Annotated in this window: 15 protein-coding genes; 7 read left to right on the plus strand and 8 right to left on the minus strand. The window is 46.3% G+C overall.

The window, feature by feature from the left end:
- The first annotated feature begins 60 nt into the window (after positions 1–60).
- Genes KNQ09_RS11930 through KNQ09_RS11940 form a run of 3 tightly spaced genes read left to right on the plus strand, consistent with a single transcriptional unit; the run spans position 61 to position 1,747 of the window.
- Positions 61–690, plus strand: a complete 630-nt coding sequence (locus KNQ09_RS11930; protein ID WP_214724822.1) for a TetR/AcrR family transcriptional regulator — start codon at positions 61–63, stop codon at positions 688–690.
- 49 nt (positions 691–739) lie between these two features.
- A complete protein-coding gene (locus tag KNQ09_RS11935) occupies positions 740–1,192 on the plus strand; it encodes a DUF4385 domain-containing protein (protein ID WP_023466724.1) in 453 nt (150 codons plus the stop codon).
- A gap of 27 nt (positions 1,193–1,219) precedes the next feature.
- Positions 1,220–1,747 (plus strand): DM13 domain-containing protein, encoded by a 528-nt coding sequence (locus KNQ09_RS11940; RefSeq protein WP_214858660.1) that lies wholly within the window; start codon positions 1,220–1,222, stop codon positions 1,745–1,747.
- Positions 1,748–1,799: 52 nt separating this feature from the next.
- On the opposite strand, the gene KNQ09_RS11945 is transcribed toward KNQ09_RS11940, so the two are convergent.
- The 3 genes from KNQ09_RS11945 to KNQ09_RS11955 all read right to left on the minus strand — a co-directional run bounded on the left by KNQ09_RS11945 (position 1,800) and on the right by KNQ09_RS11955 (position 5,970).
- Positions 1,800–2,996, minus strand: coding sequence for an MFS transporter (locus tag KNQ09_RS11945; RefSeq protein WP_214858663.1), 1,197 nt, complete (start codon positions 2,994–2,996; stop codon positions 1,800–1,802).
- A gap of 149 nt (positions 2,997–3,145) precedes the next feature.
- Positions 3,146–4,207, minus strand: coding sequence for an acyltransferase family protein (locus KNQ09_RS11950; protein WP_064300477.1), 1,062 nt, complete (start codon positions 4,205–4,207; stop codon positions 3,146–3,148).
- Entirely contained in the window at positions 4,204–5,970 is a 1,767-nt protein-coding gene (locus KNQ09_RS11955; RefSeq protein ID WP_231884708.1) for a CDP-glycerol glycerophosphotransferase family protein, read from the minus strand. Before KNQ09_RS11955 ends, KNQ09_RS11950 begins: the two co-directional genes overlap by 4 nt.
- Before the next feature lie 298 nt (positions 5,971–6,268).
- Here KNQ09_RS11955 and KNQ09_RS11960 point away from each other — a divergent pair, with 298 nt between their 5' ends.
- The 3 genes from KNQ09_RS11960 to KNQ09_RS11970 are packed head-to-tail and all read left to right on the plus strand — an operon-like array spanning position 6,269 to position 9,238.
- Positions 6,269–6,982, plus strand: a complete 714-nt coding sequence (locus KNQ09_RS11960; RefSeq protein ID WP_214858665.1) for an IspD/TarI family cytidylyltransferase — start codon at positions 6,269–6,271, stop codon at positions 6,980–6,982.
- Positions 6,979–8,004, plus strand: a complete 1,026-nt coding sequence (locus tag KNQ09_RS11965) for a ribitol-5-phosphate dehydrogenase (protein ID WP_029343156.1) — start codon at positions 6,979–6,981, stop codon at positions 8,002–8,004. Before KNQ09_RS11960 ends, KNQ09_RS11965 begins: the two co-directional genes overlap by 4 nt.
- A 31-nt stretch (positions 8,005–8,035) precedes the next feature.
- On the plus strand, positions 8,036–9,238 hold the full coding sequence (locus KNQ09_RS11970; RefSeq protein WP_214858666.1) for a CDP-glycerol glycerophosphotransferase family protein: 1,203 nt from the start codon (positions 8,036–8,038) through the stop codon (positions 9,236–9,238).
- Between the two features lie 120 nt (positions 9,239–9,358).
- Here the strand turns inward: KNQ09_RS11970 and KNQ09_RS11975 are convergent, their stop codons facing one another.
- The 4 genes from KNQ09_RS11975 to KNQ09_RS11990 form a co-directional block, all read right to left on the minus strand.
- Positions 9,359–9,916, minus strand: a complete 558-nt coding sequence (locus KNQ09_RS11975) for a nitroreductase family protein (RefSeq protein ID WP_023466727.1) — start codon at positions 9,914–9,916, stop codon at positions 9,359–9,361.
- 125 nt (positions 9,917–10,041) lie between these two features.
- Complete coding sequence (locus KNQ09_RS11980; RefSeq protein WP_023466728.1) at positions 10,042–10,599, minus strand: hypothetical protein; 558 nt, start codon at positions 10,597–10,599, stop codon at positions 10,042–10,044.
- Between the two features lie 345 nt (positions 10,600–10,944).
- Positions 10,945–12,636 (minus strand): DHA2 family efflux MFS transporter permease subunit, encoded by a 1,692-nt coding sequence (locus KNQ09_RS11985; protein WP_214858667.1) that lies wholly within the window; start codon positions 12,634–12,636, stop codon positions 10,945–10,947.
- 12 nt (positions 12,637–12,648) lie between these two features.
- Positions 12,649–13,305: an HlyD family secretion protein gene (locus tag KNQ09_RS11990; RefSeq protein WP_035399222.1), complete on the minus strand. Its 657-nt coding sequence runs from the start codon at positions 13,303–13,305 to the stop codon at positions 12,649–12,651.
- Between the two features lie 192 nt (positions 13,306–13,497).
- Between KNQ09_RS11990 and KNQ09_RS11995 the strand changes: the two genes are divergently transcribed.
- Entirely contained in the window at positions 13,498–14,103 is a 606-nt protein-coding gene (locus KNQ09_RS11995) for a TetR/AcrR family transcriptional regulator (RefSeq protein ID WP_050677328.1), read from the plus strand.
- A gap of 42 nt (positions 14,104–14,145) precedes the next feature.
- On the opposite strand, the gene KNQ09_RS12000 is transcribed toward KNQ09_RS11995, so the two are convergent.
- Positions 14,146–15,237 carry a diguanylate cyclase gene (locus KNQ09_RS12000; protein ID WP_231884709.1) on the minus strand — a complete coding sequence of 364 codons (1,092 nt, stop codon included), beginning with the start codon at positions 15,235–15,237 and terminating at the stop codon, positions 14,146–14,148.
- Positions 15,238–15,362 lie beyond the last annotated feature (125 nt).

Below are 15,362 nucleotides of genomic sequence, written 5' to 3' on the forward strand. Positions count from 1 at the left end.
GCAAACAAATTGACATTGTGTCAATATTATCGAATAGAGAAAACAAAAGGAGTGAAGGATATGTCATCTTCTCAACCAGAAAAAATCGATAAACGTCATCTGCGCACGGTGCGGACACGCGAGAAACTGTTGAGTGCGGCACGTGACGTCTTCTTAGAACAAGGGTTTCAAACGGCAACGATTTCACAAGTAATTAAACAAGCGGGCGTCGGCTACGGAACGGCTTATGTCCATTTTGAAGGAAAAGATGAGCTGCTCGTCGTCCTGATGGAAGATGTCATGAGCCGCTTCCACGCGATCGCGGAACGAACATTCGAACCGACGACGCCGCTAGAGGCAAAGGAACGCATCGTGACGCAAGCGACGGATTTCTTGCGTCTCGCGGAAGAAGAACGAGCGATACTACGGGTTGTCGAGCAAGCGATCGGCATGTCTTACATCGTCCGTGCTAAATGGAAAGCGATTCGGGAACGGTTCATTGATCGGATCAGTCAGGATATCCAGTATGCGCAGGAGACAGGACTTGCGCGGCAGGATGTCGACTCGAAACTCGTCGCCCGTGGTTGGTTCTTTGCGAATGAGATGTATTTATTCGAAGTCGTCCGCGAAGAGGCGACAGCGACGATCGAAGAGATTGCGCACGTCTTAGCGACGATTTATACGCAAGGACTCTACCGGATCGAGGATTGATGAACGGACGGGAAGGGAACGTTTCGAAGTAGAAGGGAGCGTGACCGGGATGCCGTTTGATTACGATCTCGATTTCAAGACGACTGATTTTCGTAAGGAGCCGGAAAAGTACCGGGTTGGACGCGGGGAGCAAGGGGTCTTACTCGTCGAACCTTATAAAAGTGAGATTTTGCCGCATTGGCGTTTTAAGACGCCGGACATCGCAAAGGAATCGTCTGAGAAAATTTATGAGATGTATTTAGCTTATAAAGAAGACGGAGACTTCGTCGGTATGGATATGGCGCGGAAGTTCATTCAGATGGGACATACGCGCGCACGACGTTATGCGAACTATAAGGGTGGGCGCAAATATAAAGATAAAGAGACCAAAGAATTGCACACGCGCGAGATCGACGAAGAAAAAGCAAAATCTGCGGCCATCTTCCAAGAAAAATGGGATTTGATTCGGGCGGATGAAGAGTACTTGGCGTTAAAACGGGAACATCAAAAACAATACGGTTAAATTGCGATTCTCTAATAGAGGAATGGAGTGGAAGTAGTGCGAACAGGATCAAAAGTCATCGTGGGAATCGTCATTGTTTTCGTACTGGCTTTAGTTTGGTGGCTCGCATCACCTCTTTTTTTGAATGAATCAGTCGATGAAGGACTGCCGCCAGGTTCTTCGACAGTGGAACAAAAAGAGGAGGAAAACACCCCCGAAACGTCACAACCTTCTCCTGAAGAAACAGAAGCTGAATTATCAGGTACATTCATGAACGGTGAAAAAAATTACAAAACATCAGGGGACGTTAAGACGCTAACTGTAGACGATACGTTGTATCTACGTTTTGAAGATTTTCAAACGACGAACGGTCCGGATCTGTTTGTGTATTTGGTCGAACCCGGTGAAGATACAGCAGATGGAATTCGTCTCGGTGCCTTAAAAGGGAATCAAGGAAATCAGAACTATGTGATTCCAAAAGACGTCGATTTGACGAAACATAGCCGTGTCGTCATTTGGTGTCGTGCCTTTGATGCTGACTTTGGAACAGGTGACTTAAAAGCAATGAATGAATGAAAAAGCAATGCGCTTCCGAATAAAAAATCGGGAGCGCATTGCTTTTTTGACGTTAAGAAGTTTGTTCGACTTTTTTAATTAAACGCGATTGACGTTTCTGCCAGATGAACGATCCGATGAACGTCACGACGAGGAAAATCAGACCGAGTGCAAACGGATAGAGAATATTGACGTCATATAGGACACCTGCAAGCGTCGGTCCGAGCACGTTCCCGATACTCATGTAGGCGTTGTTCATCCCCATAGCAAACCCTTGCTCATTACCAGCGAGTTTTGAAATCATCGTATTCAAGACGGGACGTAAAATCGATGTCGCAAGGAAGATGACGAGGGTGATCGCAAAGAATCCACCGTAACTTGATGTCAATAATGACAATAGGAAGCCGAGCGCTGCGATGAACAGGAATAGGTTCAAGACCTTTCCTTCTCCGAGACTACGTGACAGCTTATCGACGATGAAGATTTGAGCAATGACACTGATGATCCCGGTCGACGTCACCATGATCGCGATGTCTTTCGGTGAAGCACCGAATTGGTCATCGACGAATAGACCAAGTACTGATTCGTATGCCATGAGACCGAAGCTCATGACGAGTGTAATGACGAGCGGTACGAAGTACGGTTTCTTAAATGATGTCCCCAGTTTCTTGAGCATCGAACCTTCGTCTGGTGCCATCGCTGTCGCATCGTGTTTTTCGCTTTCTTGAAGTAACAGGACGCTGAACAAGACGGCTGCCCCCGAGACGATCGCTGAGACGAGTAGTGGCAATTTTAAGTCGTATTCGGCAAGGAATCCACCGATTCCAGGACCGATGACGATTCCGAGTGACATCGCAGCTGAGACGTAACTGTTTCCTTTTGCGCGTTGATCCATCGTCGTGATGTCCGCGACGTAAGCAAAGATGGCTGGAATCAGAAGGGCGGCACCGGCACCACCGATTGCGCGCGAGATGTAAAGAACCGTGACGGAATTTGAGAAGTAGAAGACGAACATCGAGAGCGTCAAGCCGATCAATCCATAGATGATCATCTTGCGACGACCGTATTGGTCCGCCCATTTTCCGGCAATCGGTGACATGACGAGTTGTGCTCCTGCAAAGATGGCGATCATTAATCCAGCCGCCGTCCCACCTTGTCCAATCGAAGCTAAGTAAGCGGGTAGAATCGGAATGATGATCCCGAAGCTCCCGACCGCAATAAACATATTGATCATGAGGACCGTTAATTTTTTTCGTTGATCCGCGTGCAAGGGGACCCCTTCTTTCGACCCGCTTTCTGTAAGCGGTTATTTGTTTCACCTTCATTATCTTAGATTCAAGCTAAAGGACCTGTCAATGTAGACGAGTCGAGGATTCAAAAAAGACTCCATCCTTTGAGAAGGATGAAGTCAGTTCAGACTTATTGTTCTTTTTTTAATAACCATTTGATGTTCGGTGATAGCAACGGTCGGAAGATCGTCACGACGGGTCGACTCGACAGCAACCAGACGAATCCGGTAGCGAGCAAGAAGGACAGTCCGATTAGTAACAGTGGCGACTCCGTAATGGCTGGTGGAACCGAATCACGGAACAAACGGACGATGAACGAGTGAATCAAGTAGATCGCAAGCGTCTGTATGCCGATCTGGTCGAATCGATCTCCGAATGACCGGTGCGGCACGAGCAACAAGACCGAGAAGATCATGATCGTACTGACGGCATAGAGGAACAATTGAATCGCTGCTCCCTTTAGAAGCGAGACTTCAAATTCCCCGTAGGTGTCGCGGTAGAAGAGCCAGACCGTATCAAATCCATTTTTTGTCCAGAGAATCATGAAGACGGCAATCAAGAGCGAGACGATTAGTCCGGTCAGTCGACCGATCGGTGCTGTCATCTGCTTTCGCCAGCCAGCGTCAGTTAACCAACCACGCTCTTTGACGAGGTAACCCATCAAAAAGAACGGATAAAAACTGACGACTTTTTGTAACGACAGGAAGTTCGTGATCGAGTCTGGATTGGCATTGATCAACAAAGCAAATAAGACACTGACGATCAGCGGGAAACGCATCACCTGGAATGCCGGGGTGACGGTTTGCCAAATGATGATCCCGAGCAGATACCAAAGCGTCCAATTCGGAACGAGCGGATGGAGTAACCCATCGAGCATCTCATGTAAGGAATCATCCTGCGTGTAGGACAAATAGATTTCGTGAATCGATTGCCAGATGAAATACAGGGCAACGAATGCGAGGATGCGTTGAGGTCGAACTTGTTTGAAAAAATAGCCGCTCATGAAGATGAAGGCAGGCATGTGCAACAAGTAAATGACGTTATACGCCATTCTCACACTATCGTTTCCCGGTAAATCTCGAAACGTCTCGATCAAATGACCAAAGACGACCATGAAGATGAGTAAGACCTTATAGTTCCCAAGCCAATGATCGTACGTTGGCGTGGTCACTGGTTTGATGGGGCGATTCATTTTTTCTCACCCAGCAGGATTTGATCAACAAACCGGGCACTCGATTTTCCGTCTTGATGTTCAAAGAAATATTCTGCGAATGCTTTGACATTATGCATTTCGAAGTCTTTGTTTTTAATCCGTTCAATCAACTCTTCTGATGTCTTGACGATTGGACCCGGAACGAATTCCTCGAAGTCGTAATAGAAATCACGTTTTGAGATATAGTCCTCAAGGTCATACGCGAAGAACAACATCGGTCGATTCAATAGGGAGAACTCGAAACACGTCGATGAGTAATCCGTAATCAAGATGTCTGAGACGAACAGCAACTCATTGATTTCACGATGATCCGTTAAATCGAGGAAGAAGTCAGCGTAGACTTCTGGAATCTCCATTCGGCGGCGAATGAATGGATGCAGTTTAAGGACGAAGACGTACTCCTCATGAAGTGCTTCGTACAGCGCATCGAGATCGAGTTGATCAAAATCATAATAGGCACTCTTCGCACCATTTCCTCGGAACGTCGGCGCGAACATGATGACTTTCTTTTGTTTGAAGATGGGATATTCCTCATAGATACGTGCTTTCGCTTCCTCGATGAACGGTTGATCAAAGAACATATCCGTCCGTGGAATACCGGTCGCGATGACTTGATCTTCCCGTAACCCGAAGCCTTCAGCATAATGACGGGCGACATTATGCGAGCTGACGATCGCTTTCGTATAATTTCGATGGCTGAGCGAGTTCGCGCTTGGACCACCTGGTTTTCCGAGACGGCTATACCCGAATGTCTTGAAGGCGCCAACGGCATGCCAGACTTGAACCAAATCACTGCCTTTACGAATGTTCAACGGGTAGATCATCGGATAGAAGTCATCGACAAGAATCGTCTTTGCTGTCGCTAAGTGGTATGGCAAGGCAAATTTGTCACGCCAATCACGACGAGACTGAAGATTCGGTTTGAAGAAGGTTTTCACATCAAGATCTAAATCGCGGCGTTTGACTTCATCCAAGATATAAGCAAAGTTCCCACTGATATCACTCCGCGAATCCGAAGCGAGGATGACTTTGTTCTCTTGAATTGGTTGCGTCCATTTCGTAACGTTATAGATCGCCTTAAATGTAAAACGACGGAACTTGAACGCGCGCTTCTTCATGTTCTTCTTCCACTTCTTATAGCGATCGATGACTTGGATTAGACGTTTCGATTCGCCTTTCTTCAGGGAATGGAAACCTAAAGAGTTGCTGTATTCCGAATACTGCACGACAAGTTCATATTCGAGTAAGATCAAGGCGTTACTATGTTTTGTATCGACGCGGTAAGCGACTGGGATTAACGAACGCGTATCACCAAAAGGCGCTTCATGTAAGATCGTCTTTCCTTGGACGATGGCGAAGAACGCATCAAAATAGCCCATCGGCAATGGACGACCGGTCGGCGTGATATGATTCAGATTCAATTCGCCTGTAAAGGACTCTTCCGTCCAGTCACCTTCGAACGGAAAGCGGCAAATGAACGTCCGTTTGTTTCGTTTATTACGAAAGACGATGGCACGTTCAAGCGGTACCAATGCTTCAGTAGGTTCAGACTGAATATACTCATCGTCATGTTCCTCAAGTTCAGGTTGCTGTTGCGATGTAGGATTTTCAAATAACGTTTGTTCGGCACGCAAAAAATCAGCCAATCCACTTAAACGTGCTTCGAAACGAAACGTCGTTCCAGCTAATTCCAAGTAGGTGACCTCAGCATGTAAGGTAGGGGTCAGTGTCTCTTCTATCAAAACCATCTCTCCTCGCTTGAATAATTACAATGCATTTACACAATCATGATAGATTTTTAAATTTTACGTGAACATAGTATAGTGAAACTAGAAATCACCACTCATTATATCGTGAGACATTAAAATTAATAGGGATTTCTTTATTTTTTTGTGTTTTTGTAAAATAACACTTCAACACAGACTGCATCATTACACATACCCTGAACGTTAGGGAAAGAAAACCGAAATTCGATTATTTCATAAGGGAGGGAAGCAGGTCGTCTCGTTTGAAAGAGCCAACGAGACACTGCGTCAGAAGATGATTTATGCAGCCATTTTAGCTGGAGGAAAAGGAACACGGATGGGGAATGTCGATCGACCGAAACAATTCTTATCGATCGGAGAACGTCCAATCATCGTCCATACAGTAGAGAAATTCCTATTACATGAGGATTTTGACCGCATCATCATCGTCACACCGACTGCTTGGATTAACTATACGCGCGATATTTTGGAGAAATACATCGGAAAAGATGAACGCCTCGTCATTACACCGGGTGGACAGGATCGAAATGAATCGATCATGGCAGCGGTGAACTGGATCGAAGAGAAAAACGGTCTGTCTGAGGAAGATATCATCGTCACACACGACGCCGTCCGTCCGTTCTTGACGCACCGCATTATTAAAGAAAACATTGAAGCAGCACAAGAATTCGGCTCATGCGATACGGTCATTTCAGCAATCGATACGATCGTCGCTTCAGCGAACGGTAAAACGATCACGGATATTCCGGTTCGTGATCAAATGTATCAAGGACAGACACCACAAAGTTTCCAGATCACGAAGTTGAAATCGCATTATGAGTCGCTTTCGACGGAAGAACGAGCGATTTTGACGGATGCTTGTAAGATTCTTTTACTTAAAGGAGAAGATGTGGCGCTCGTCACGGGTGAACTGTTCAATATTAAAGTGACGACACCATACGACCTACGGATTGCGAATGCTATCTTGAAGGAGCGGATTCATCAATGATTAACCAAGTCTATCAACTCGTCGCCCCGCGTCAAATCGAAGTGACGTATGATGAACGGTCATTGAATACCGATCGTGTTGTCGTGCGTCCAACGTATTTATCGATTTGTCACGCGGATCAACGCTACTTCACGGGTAGCCGTAGTGCGGAAGTATTGGCGAAAAAATTACCGATGGCCATGATTCATGAAGGCATAGGAAAAGTCGTACATGATCCGAGTGGAACATTCAAGAAGGGAACACTCGTCGCGATGGTTCCGAATACACCGACGGAAGAAGATGACATCATCGGTGAAAACTATTTGCGAACGAGTCGTTTCCGTTCGAGTGGATACGATGGCTATATGCAAGACTATGTGTTCTTAAAAGCAGACCGCCTTGTCGAAGTACCGGCTGATCTTGACCCTGAAGTCGCGGCATTCACTGAACTCGTCAGTGTATCGGTCCATGCCTTGACTCGTTTCGAAAAGATTGCCCATCCTCGTCGCGAGACGTTCGGAGTGTGGGGTGACGGGAATCTTGGCTTCATCACAGCACTCTTGCTACGTAAGTTGTATCCGGAAGCGAAATTACTCGTCTTTGGCAAAACGCAGTCGAAGCTTGACTATTTCTCGTTTGCAGACGAGACGTACCACATCGATCAGATTCCAGCCGATGTCTCCTTCAACCACGGTTTCGAATGTGTTGGGGGAATTGGCAGCCAATATGCGATCAATCAGATGATCGACTATATCATTCCGGAAGGCACGATGGCGTTACTTGGCGTATCAGAAGATGCCGTCGCGATTAACACACGGATGATTCTTGAAAAAGGTCTTCGTGTCTATGGTTCAAGTCGGAGTACACCGGCTGATTTCGCACGGACGATGGAATTGTATCAAACACATCCTGATATTCCAGCTTATTTATCGAACCTTGTTTCAGGCGTCTTCCAAATTCGACAAATCGAAGATATCCATAAAGCGTTTGAAAACGATTTGACGAACCGGTTCGGAAAGACGGTCATGGAATGGTGCATGTAACGATGTGCGCTGAAAAAGAGGAGAATCGTCTATGAAACAAAAAATTCGGTTATTGCAACGACGGACGGTCCACTATCTGCTTGCTGTGACGTACTGGTTGACGAAACGGTTACCGATTCAACCGAAAAAAGTCGTCTTTGCGACGTATCGTTCCGATCGTCTTGTCGATAACTTTCGTGCCGTCTACGATGAACTCGAACGTCGCGACTTAGGGTATGAATACGTTTTTTTGTTAAAGCGATTCCCTCAATCGTTGGCGGGGCAAATCCAATACGTCTTTCATATGATGCGAGCGACGTACGAGTTAGCGACTGCTCGTTACTTCATCATTGATGATTATTATTACCCTGTCTATGTGTCGTCCTTACGGGAAGGAACAGAAGTCATTCAGCTATGGCATGCCTGTGGAGCCTTTAAAAAGTTCGGCTATAGTGTGCTTGATAAATCGTATTCGCCGGATGATGATTATTTGAAGATGGTCCAGATTCACCGGAACTATAGCAAGGTCTATGTTTCCGGTGAAGCATGTATCGCACCATATGCGGATGCTTTCGGAATGGAGCAGAAACGGATCTATCCATTAGGGGTTCCACGGACGGATCAGCTACTGAACACAGCACGCCAAGCCCGTGTTCGAGAAAAGCTCTATGACCGATATCCAGAATGGCGCAAGAAACGAATCATCTTACTCGCGCCGACGTTCCGAGGAAATGGACAAACAACGGCACATTACGATCAAGAGCTCGATTTTGAGAAGTTCCGTCGTGAGCTTGGACCGGATACAGTCCTCTTGCTTCGCATGCACCCGTTCGTTCTCAATCCACCAGTCGTACCGGACGCGTATGCGGATCAAATCATTAACATGACAGACTACCCGGACATCAATGATCTGATGCAGATTGCGGATATTCTGATTACGGATTATTCGTCTGTCATCTTCGAGTTTGCCTTGTTGCAGAAGCCGATGATTTTTCTCGTTAACGATCTTCAGTCGTATAAAGCAGAACGCGATTTCTACTTCCCATATGAAACGTTCGTACCGGGACCAATCGTGTCGACGTTCGAAGACGTCATTGCTTGGATTAAACGTGGGCAATTCGATACACAGAAAATCGAGACATTTGCGAATCAGTTCTTTACGTATCAGGACGGAGAAGCGACCAAACGAATCGTCGACCATATGTTATATGACACGATTCCAGAGGCGCCTGTCTATACGAAAACACCAGTGTGAATACAGAAAAACGTTCCGATTGCGTCTCCGTTTGGGGAGAGAGACGTCATCGGAACGTTTTTATTTTTGAATTGGGGCTTGATTGGCGCGAGCAGGGGTAGCTCGCAGAATGCGCACCTCTTAAAAGTGCGTCAACTTGTCCTTTGCGGACGTTCTAGGTTTGACAGGTGGAACGATGGCAGGCCAGCCGATTTGAATGACGCCGAGAACGCGTTCGTTTTCAGAAGCGTCAACGAGTGAGGCATACTCTGGTGTGAACCAGTGTTTTCCGCTCTTCCAGCAACATCCAAGACCTCGTTCTGTTGCTACCAACTGCAGATTTTGAATCATCGCAGCTGTTGCAAGTGTATCCTCTAGCTGTTGATCCGGCGTCCCTTGTACCTGACAAAGTACCGTTAAATAAACCGGGACTTCCCGTAATTTTTGTTCAGCCTGTTGACGTTGTTCAGACGTTTTCGTCTCGAATTGACCACGCGCTGTCAGCAATTCCATCAAGGCATCGACATACCGTGTTTGTCCGTCTTCGATTGCGAGAACAAAGCGCCAAGGCTCTCGTAATTTATGATTCGGGGCATAAATCGCCGTGTCGAGTAATGCTTCTACCAATTCGACCGGAACGGGTTGTTCCGTATAGGACCGGATCGACCGGCGTGTTTCAATCACTTGTTGGGCATGCATCCGTTTCATCTCCTCACTGAGTACTTTTTCACTATAAATGATAACGATTATCATTGTCAACGTTATTTGTCAGAAAACAAAAAAAGACGATTCCCGTGAGGAAATCATCTTTCGTTGCATTCGGATTAAGAGGCTTTTCGTTCCTCGTCTTGATCTTGAGCAACAGTCGTTAGCTTTTTTTTCATAAGACGAATCCGGTATAGGGCAAATAGATAATGGGCGAAATAGATCGTAAAACCAAGGAAAATCGTTAATGCTACATGAATTTGAACGCCAGGAACAGCATGAAGCTGAATGAAGAGCAAGACAGCCATTGCCATCGTATAAAGCACCATTTCCACCGATTGTGGCATGACGCGTTGACGTTTTAAGAAAAAGGAACGCATGAGTGGCAGGACGACGAGACTGACGAGACGATCAACCAGTCCGATGACGAGCACGCTGATCACCATCGCTAAACCATTTTCAAAAGCGATTAACCGTGGGAAGACAAGATAGGTGACGAGTAATAGTGGTCCAACCAATAAAAAGATTGAAATCGAGGCACGTGCGAATACGAAGAGCCCGTTGACACTTGTTAAAAAGGCACGAACAATCTTTTGTGACCAAGGGGATGGTCGACCAACTTGCCAAGCAAAACAACAAGCAAAGATGAACGCATAAAATTGCAGAAAGGCAACCATAAAGCATCTCCTTTAGATATGAAACTCATTGTTCCTAGTGTATCGATTTTAAGGCTGAAGTGCAAAGAAGAACTTTTCGTAAAGTATAAGAAAAGAGGCTGACTCAAAAAAGAATGACGCGTCTTTTCACGCCCTTTCCTCAGGCGAGACACAAGCCAGTTTTCCTGCTTCATTCAAGCAGGAAAGCGGGTCTTGTTTGTCTCTGACAGCGCAAAGATGCGCTTTTTCCTGTAGGAGTTGCGTGAAACGCGTCATTCTTTTTGTTATGAGATAAGGGTGGCAGATCATCATTCTGCCACCCTTACCTTTGTGGAAACTGACTTTTGAGTCAGTCCCTTTCGTCAATCAATCCAGATTCGGTTCTTTTTTTCCGTGCAAGAAGAAGGACAGAATCAGTGCAAGCGCAGATAAGACGGTCGCAATCCAGAACGCATCGGTGATCCCTTGGATCGTCGCTTGTTTCGTCAACATCGTAAACCAACTCGTTGAAGCGGCTTGTGAGCTACCCAGCTGTTGTCCAAGATCGTTTAAATGTTGTGAAAGCGTCGGGTCGATCGTCGTAAACTGATTCGCGTCGTCTGCCAAGTGAGCCGTCGTTTGACGGGTCATGACGGTGACGAGAATTGCCGTTCCGATGGAGCCGGCGACTTGACGAAGTGTGTTTTGGGTCGCGTTTCCATGCGGGATCATCTTCATCGGTAAAGCGTTCATACCGGCAGTCATGATCGGCATCATGATGAATGCCATACCGAATGACCGAAGCATGTAGATGCCCATGATGGAATAATACGACGTATCCATGTTCAATTGCGTCAATTCCCATGTCCCGTACGTCATCAACGTCAAACCGAAGATAGCGAGCGGACGAATACCGAAGCGGTCAAATAAACGACCGGCAATCGGTCCGGTGATACCCATGATCAGTGATCCGGGTAAAAGGAGAAGACCTGAATCGACCGGTGAAAAACCACGAATGCTTTGAAGGTAAATCGGTAAAAGTAACATCCCACCGAACAACGCCATCGTGACGATGACGTTGATGAAGAGGGTGAACGAAAATTCCGGTACTTTCAACACACGAATATTCAACATCGGATCTTCCATCGACAGCTCACGCATCGCAAAAGCAGCAATTCCGATTAAGCCGATGACGATCGTGCTGATGACGATCGGGCTATCCCAGCCGTCATTCCCGGCTTCACTGAATCCGTAAAGGAGACTCCCGAATCCGATCGTACTGAATAAGACGCCCAGTGCGTCAAAAGAAGGTTTCGAGAGTGGCTGCGTCAGGCGGAACCAAGCCGTACCGAGTAACAACGTCACTAATCCAAAGAACGACATCGCATAAAACATGACGTGCCAGTCATAGTTTTGGATGACATATCCCGTGATCGTAGGTCCGACAGCAGGAGCCAGAATCATCGCGATTCCGAGCATTCCCATGGCAGCACCGCGCTTATGCGGTGGGAACAATGTCATGAAGACGTTTGATCCGAGTGGCATCAAGATACCAGCCCCCGCTGCCTGAACGACACGACCGATCATCATGACCGGGAAGTTCATTGCCATCGAACAGATGACCGATCCGAAGAAAAACAGTGTCATCGAAGCGAGGAACAGCTGGCGGAACGTATAGCTTCGCATCAAAAAGGCACTGATCGGAATCAAAATCCCGTTAACGAGCATGAAGCCCGTCGTCAACCACTGGGCAGTGGACGTCGACACGTTGAAGTCATTGATCAGAACTGGTAACGCGACATTAATCAACGTTTGGTTCAAAATAGCAATGAACATACCGATGAGTAAGACCGTCAGTACTTTCGGAATACTGACGTTTTCAGTCGATACCTGTTTAGAAGGTGCTGCGACTGGTGGTGTCACGGTCATCGTCGGTTCCGTCTCGAGGGATTCCTCAAGTGTCGGTCCGTCCGTCGCCAGTGCCGTGTCGGATGAGCGACTTCGACGGGCAATCCAGTTGACGCCGATGATGATCAGAATCGTGAACGCACTGTATCCGAACAAGAAGGTAGTAGACATGAACGTCCCTCCTTAATCCTTATGAATGCGGACGGTCACATTCATACCAGGTCGAATGTCGAGTGATTTTTCTTGCGAGAGTGATACTTTAACTGGAATGACTTGTGCGACTTTCGTGTAGTTCGCGTTTCCGTTTGAAGAAGGCATCATGGAGAACGTCGAAGCCGTCGTCATACCGATTTGCTCGACTTCACCAGAAAGTGTCGTGTCCGGATAGCTGTCGACATAGACATCCACTGTTTGTCCGACTTTGATTTCATCGATTTCTGTTTCTTCGATGTTCGCTGTGACCCAAAGGTCGTTTAAGTCAAAACCATAGGCGAGAGGTGTACCTGCTGCGACGAAGCCGTTCTTTGTCGCCATCGACTGAACGATCGTTGCTTTTGAGGGCATTGAAACAGAGAGGTCCGTCGGTTTTTGTCCGGCTTGTGCCGTCATGACGTGTCCGACTGTTGCTCCACTGGCGAGTGATTCGCCTGTTTTCGCAGACCAGTCTGTTAATTTACCAGCGCTCGGGCTCGCAACCGTTATCATCTTACCGTCGATTTTCGCATTGTCTGTTTTGACATAGCTCGTTGCTTGATCGTAATAGTAGTATCCGACAACACCACCACCGATTAAAACGATGAGTGTCACGATATTGATGATCAATAATTTTTTCATACTCATGGGTGTGTTAGCATCCTTTCTTGTGTACAATCGATTCAAAAAAAGTACTCCTCTGGGGGGAGGAGTAATTAATATAGTTAATTATATGGATCATTAGCTAACAAACAACCGACAATTTCCGACAAAATGTTGGAAAAATAGATGATAACGGATTCATTAATGAAAAGAGGATGGAAAAGGAGTGAAATATGGATGAATGAGAGCCGTGATCCCCGACCAAAACGGTCACGTGACCGTATTACAATGGAATTATTTCGTTTATTGAAGACGCACAGCTTCTCGAGTATTACTGTCAAAATGCTGACGGATGGAGCCGGTGTGAACCGTTCGACCTTCTACGCACACTATACGGATAAGTATGATTTGCTCGACCAAATCGTTGAGGAGCAAATGAAGGCACTTGAACAAGCAATTCGGATCACGGGTACAGGAACTGTCTTTCCGACAGTCGAGCAGGTGAGTCGCTATTTTGCTCGTTTGTTCATTCATATCGAAGAAAATGAATTATTCTATCAAACGATGCTCGTTCAAGGACCGATCAAAACGTTCATCTCCCGTTTTCTCGATACATTGAAAGATAACTATCGTCTTGTGTTTCGACCGCAAATCACAGAAGAAGCTACGTTCGTCGATCGGGACTTATTATTGAACTATGTCATTGGTGGACAGTTGGGATTGTTGATTTCTTGGTTACGAAACGGTCGACCGTATTCATCAGAGTATATGGCAGAACAATTAAGTCGGATGATCGTCTTTGGAACGGTTGAGAGTATCGGTTTTCCTAAAGAGACGGAATGAGGACGTAAAAAAGACACTTCCCTGCGGAAGTGTCCAATCAGTTTAAGCCTGTCGGAATGCGAGTTCTTTCGTATAGATCGTACTCCGATTCCGTCCACTTTCTTTTGAATAATACAACGCTTTATCTGCCTGTTGTAATGCTTCAAGTGACGTATGCGAACCACTGGAATGTGAAATCCCAAGTGAGATCGTAATTTGTAGATCAGGTACATCTGCTGTCGGGAACAGGTTACGTGCGACCGTCAGCCGAGCTAGTTCTGCTATTTTTTGCGCTTCTTTCGCCGAAGTACTTGGTAAGATGATTAAAAATTCTTCACCACCGTACCGTCCGACGAGGTCGTCTGGACGCGTCAAGGAAGCGAGAGTCATGCCGAGTTGGCGTAACACATCATCGCCCGCATCATGACCATATGTATCATTGACATGCTTGAAGAAATCGATATCGATGAGCACAAGTGAATAGCCTTGATCGGTCGAACCGACAAGCGATAGCGAGTCATCCAGACGACGGCGATTGGCGAGCCCTGTCAAAGCATCCGTCATGGCGAGTTTCTGCTGATACTGGATGTTTTCGAAGTGACGGCGTAATTCCGTCAGTAATCGAAAGGCAACAAAGCCAGCTAATAAATTAAAGAAGACGTACGCAATCGAGATTTTAAAGAATGTCGACCAGCTGTGCGTCAAGATGTAGATGGCGGGTAACGAATAGAGAATACCGACCAACACCATAAGTTGAAAATGACGCATCGAGACATGGACGAATCGACGAATGATCCCAATCGTCGTGATGAATAAGACGATGATCAGCGTAGATAAATAAAATCCTTCCATTTGATCAACTGGTGTTAAAAAGTAACGTGTCCCGATGATCATTGCTCCTGCAACGATGGCGCTTGGGAAACCACCGAACAGCATGGCGATCGCGACGGGAACGATACGTAAATCAACACGGGCGACATCGATTTGGATCCCATTGAACATTAATAAGACCGCAATCAGACCAGAGACTGCTCCGAGTATAAGTCGAATGCTCCATTTGGAGTTCAATGAAATACGCGGTTGATTCCGAAACGGTAAGAACAAGAGAGTAATCGTTGTGAACAGTAGACAAAAGTTAATGATGAATTGATTCATGATGGACAACAAATCCTCCCAACTCCCCCAGCTAACAGATTTCCATATATATACTTCCAGTATACTCAAGTAGATAACGGTTAGACAGAGGGAAATCTTTAGACCAAAATAGAAAAAACGGTAGA

The sequence above is a fragment of the Exiguobacterium sp. s191 genome (assembly GCF_018618955.1).
Classification (GTDB): domain Bacteria; phylum Bacillota; class Bacilli; order Exiguobacteriales; family Exiguobacteriaceae; genus Exiguobacterium_A; species Exiguobacterium_A abrahamii.

What these genes read in the sequence shown, in the direction of transcription:
- KNQ09_RS11930 (WP_214724822.1), top strand. Translation starts at nt 61, where the DNA reads ATGTCATCTTCTCAACCAGAAAAAATCGATAAACGTCATCTGCGCACG.
- KNQ09_RS11935 (WP_023466724.1), top strand. Translation starts at nt 740, where the DNA reads ATGCCGTTTGATTACGATCTCGATTTCAAGACGACTGATTTTCGTAAG.
- KNQ09_RS11950 (WP_064300477.1), bottom strand. Translation starts at nt 4,207, where the DNA reads ATGAATCGCCCCATCAAACCAGTGACCACGCCAACGTACGATCATTGG.
- KNQ09_RS11960 (WP_214858665.1), top strand. Translation starts at nt 6,269, where the DNA reads ATGATTTATGCAGCCATTTTAGCTGGAGGAAAAGGAACACGGATGGGG.
- KNQ09_RS11965 (WP_029343156.1), top strand. Translation starts at nt 6,979, where the DNA reads ATGATTAACCAAGTCTATCAACTCGTCGCCCCGCGTCAAATCGAAGTG.
- KNQ09_RS11970 (WP_214858666.1), top strand. Translation starts at nt 8,036, where the DNA reads ATGAAACAAAAAATTCGGTTATTGCAACGACGGACGGTCCACTATCTG.
- KNQ09_RS11975 (WP_023466727.1), bottom strand. Translation starts at nt 9,916, where the DNA reads ATGCATGCCCAACAAGTGATTGAAACACGCCGGTCGATCCGGTCCTAT.
- KNQ09_RS11980 (WP_023466728.1), bottom strand. Translation starts at nt 10,599, where the DNA reads ATGGTTGCCTTTCTGCAATTTTATGCGTTCATCTTTGCTTGTTGTTTT.
- KNQ09_RS11985 (WP_214858667.1), bottom strand. Translation starts at nt 12,636, where the DNA reads ATGTCTACTACCTTCTTGTTCGGATACAGTGCGTTCACGATTCTGATC.
- KNQ09_RS11990 (WP_035399222.1), bottom strand. Translation starts at nt 13,305, where the DNA reads ATGAGTATGAAAAAATTATTGATCATCAATATCGTGACACTCATCGTT.
- KNQ09_RS11995 (WP_050677328.1), top strand. Translation starts at nt 13,498, where the DNA reads ATGAATGAGAGCCGTGATCCCCGACCAAAACGGTCACGTGACCGTATT.
- KNQ09_RS12000 (WP_231884709.1), bottom strand. Translation starts at nt 15,237, where the DNA reads ATGAATCAATTCATCATTAACTTTTGTCTACTGTTCACAACGATTACT.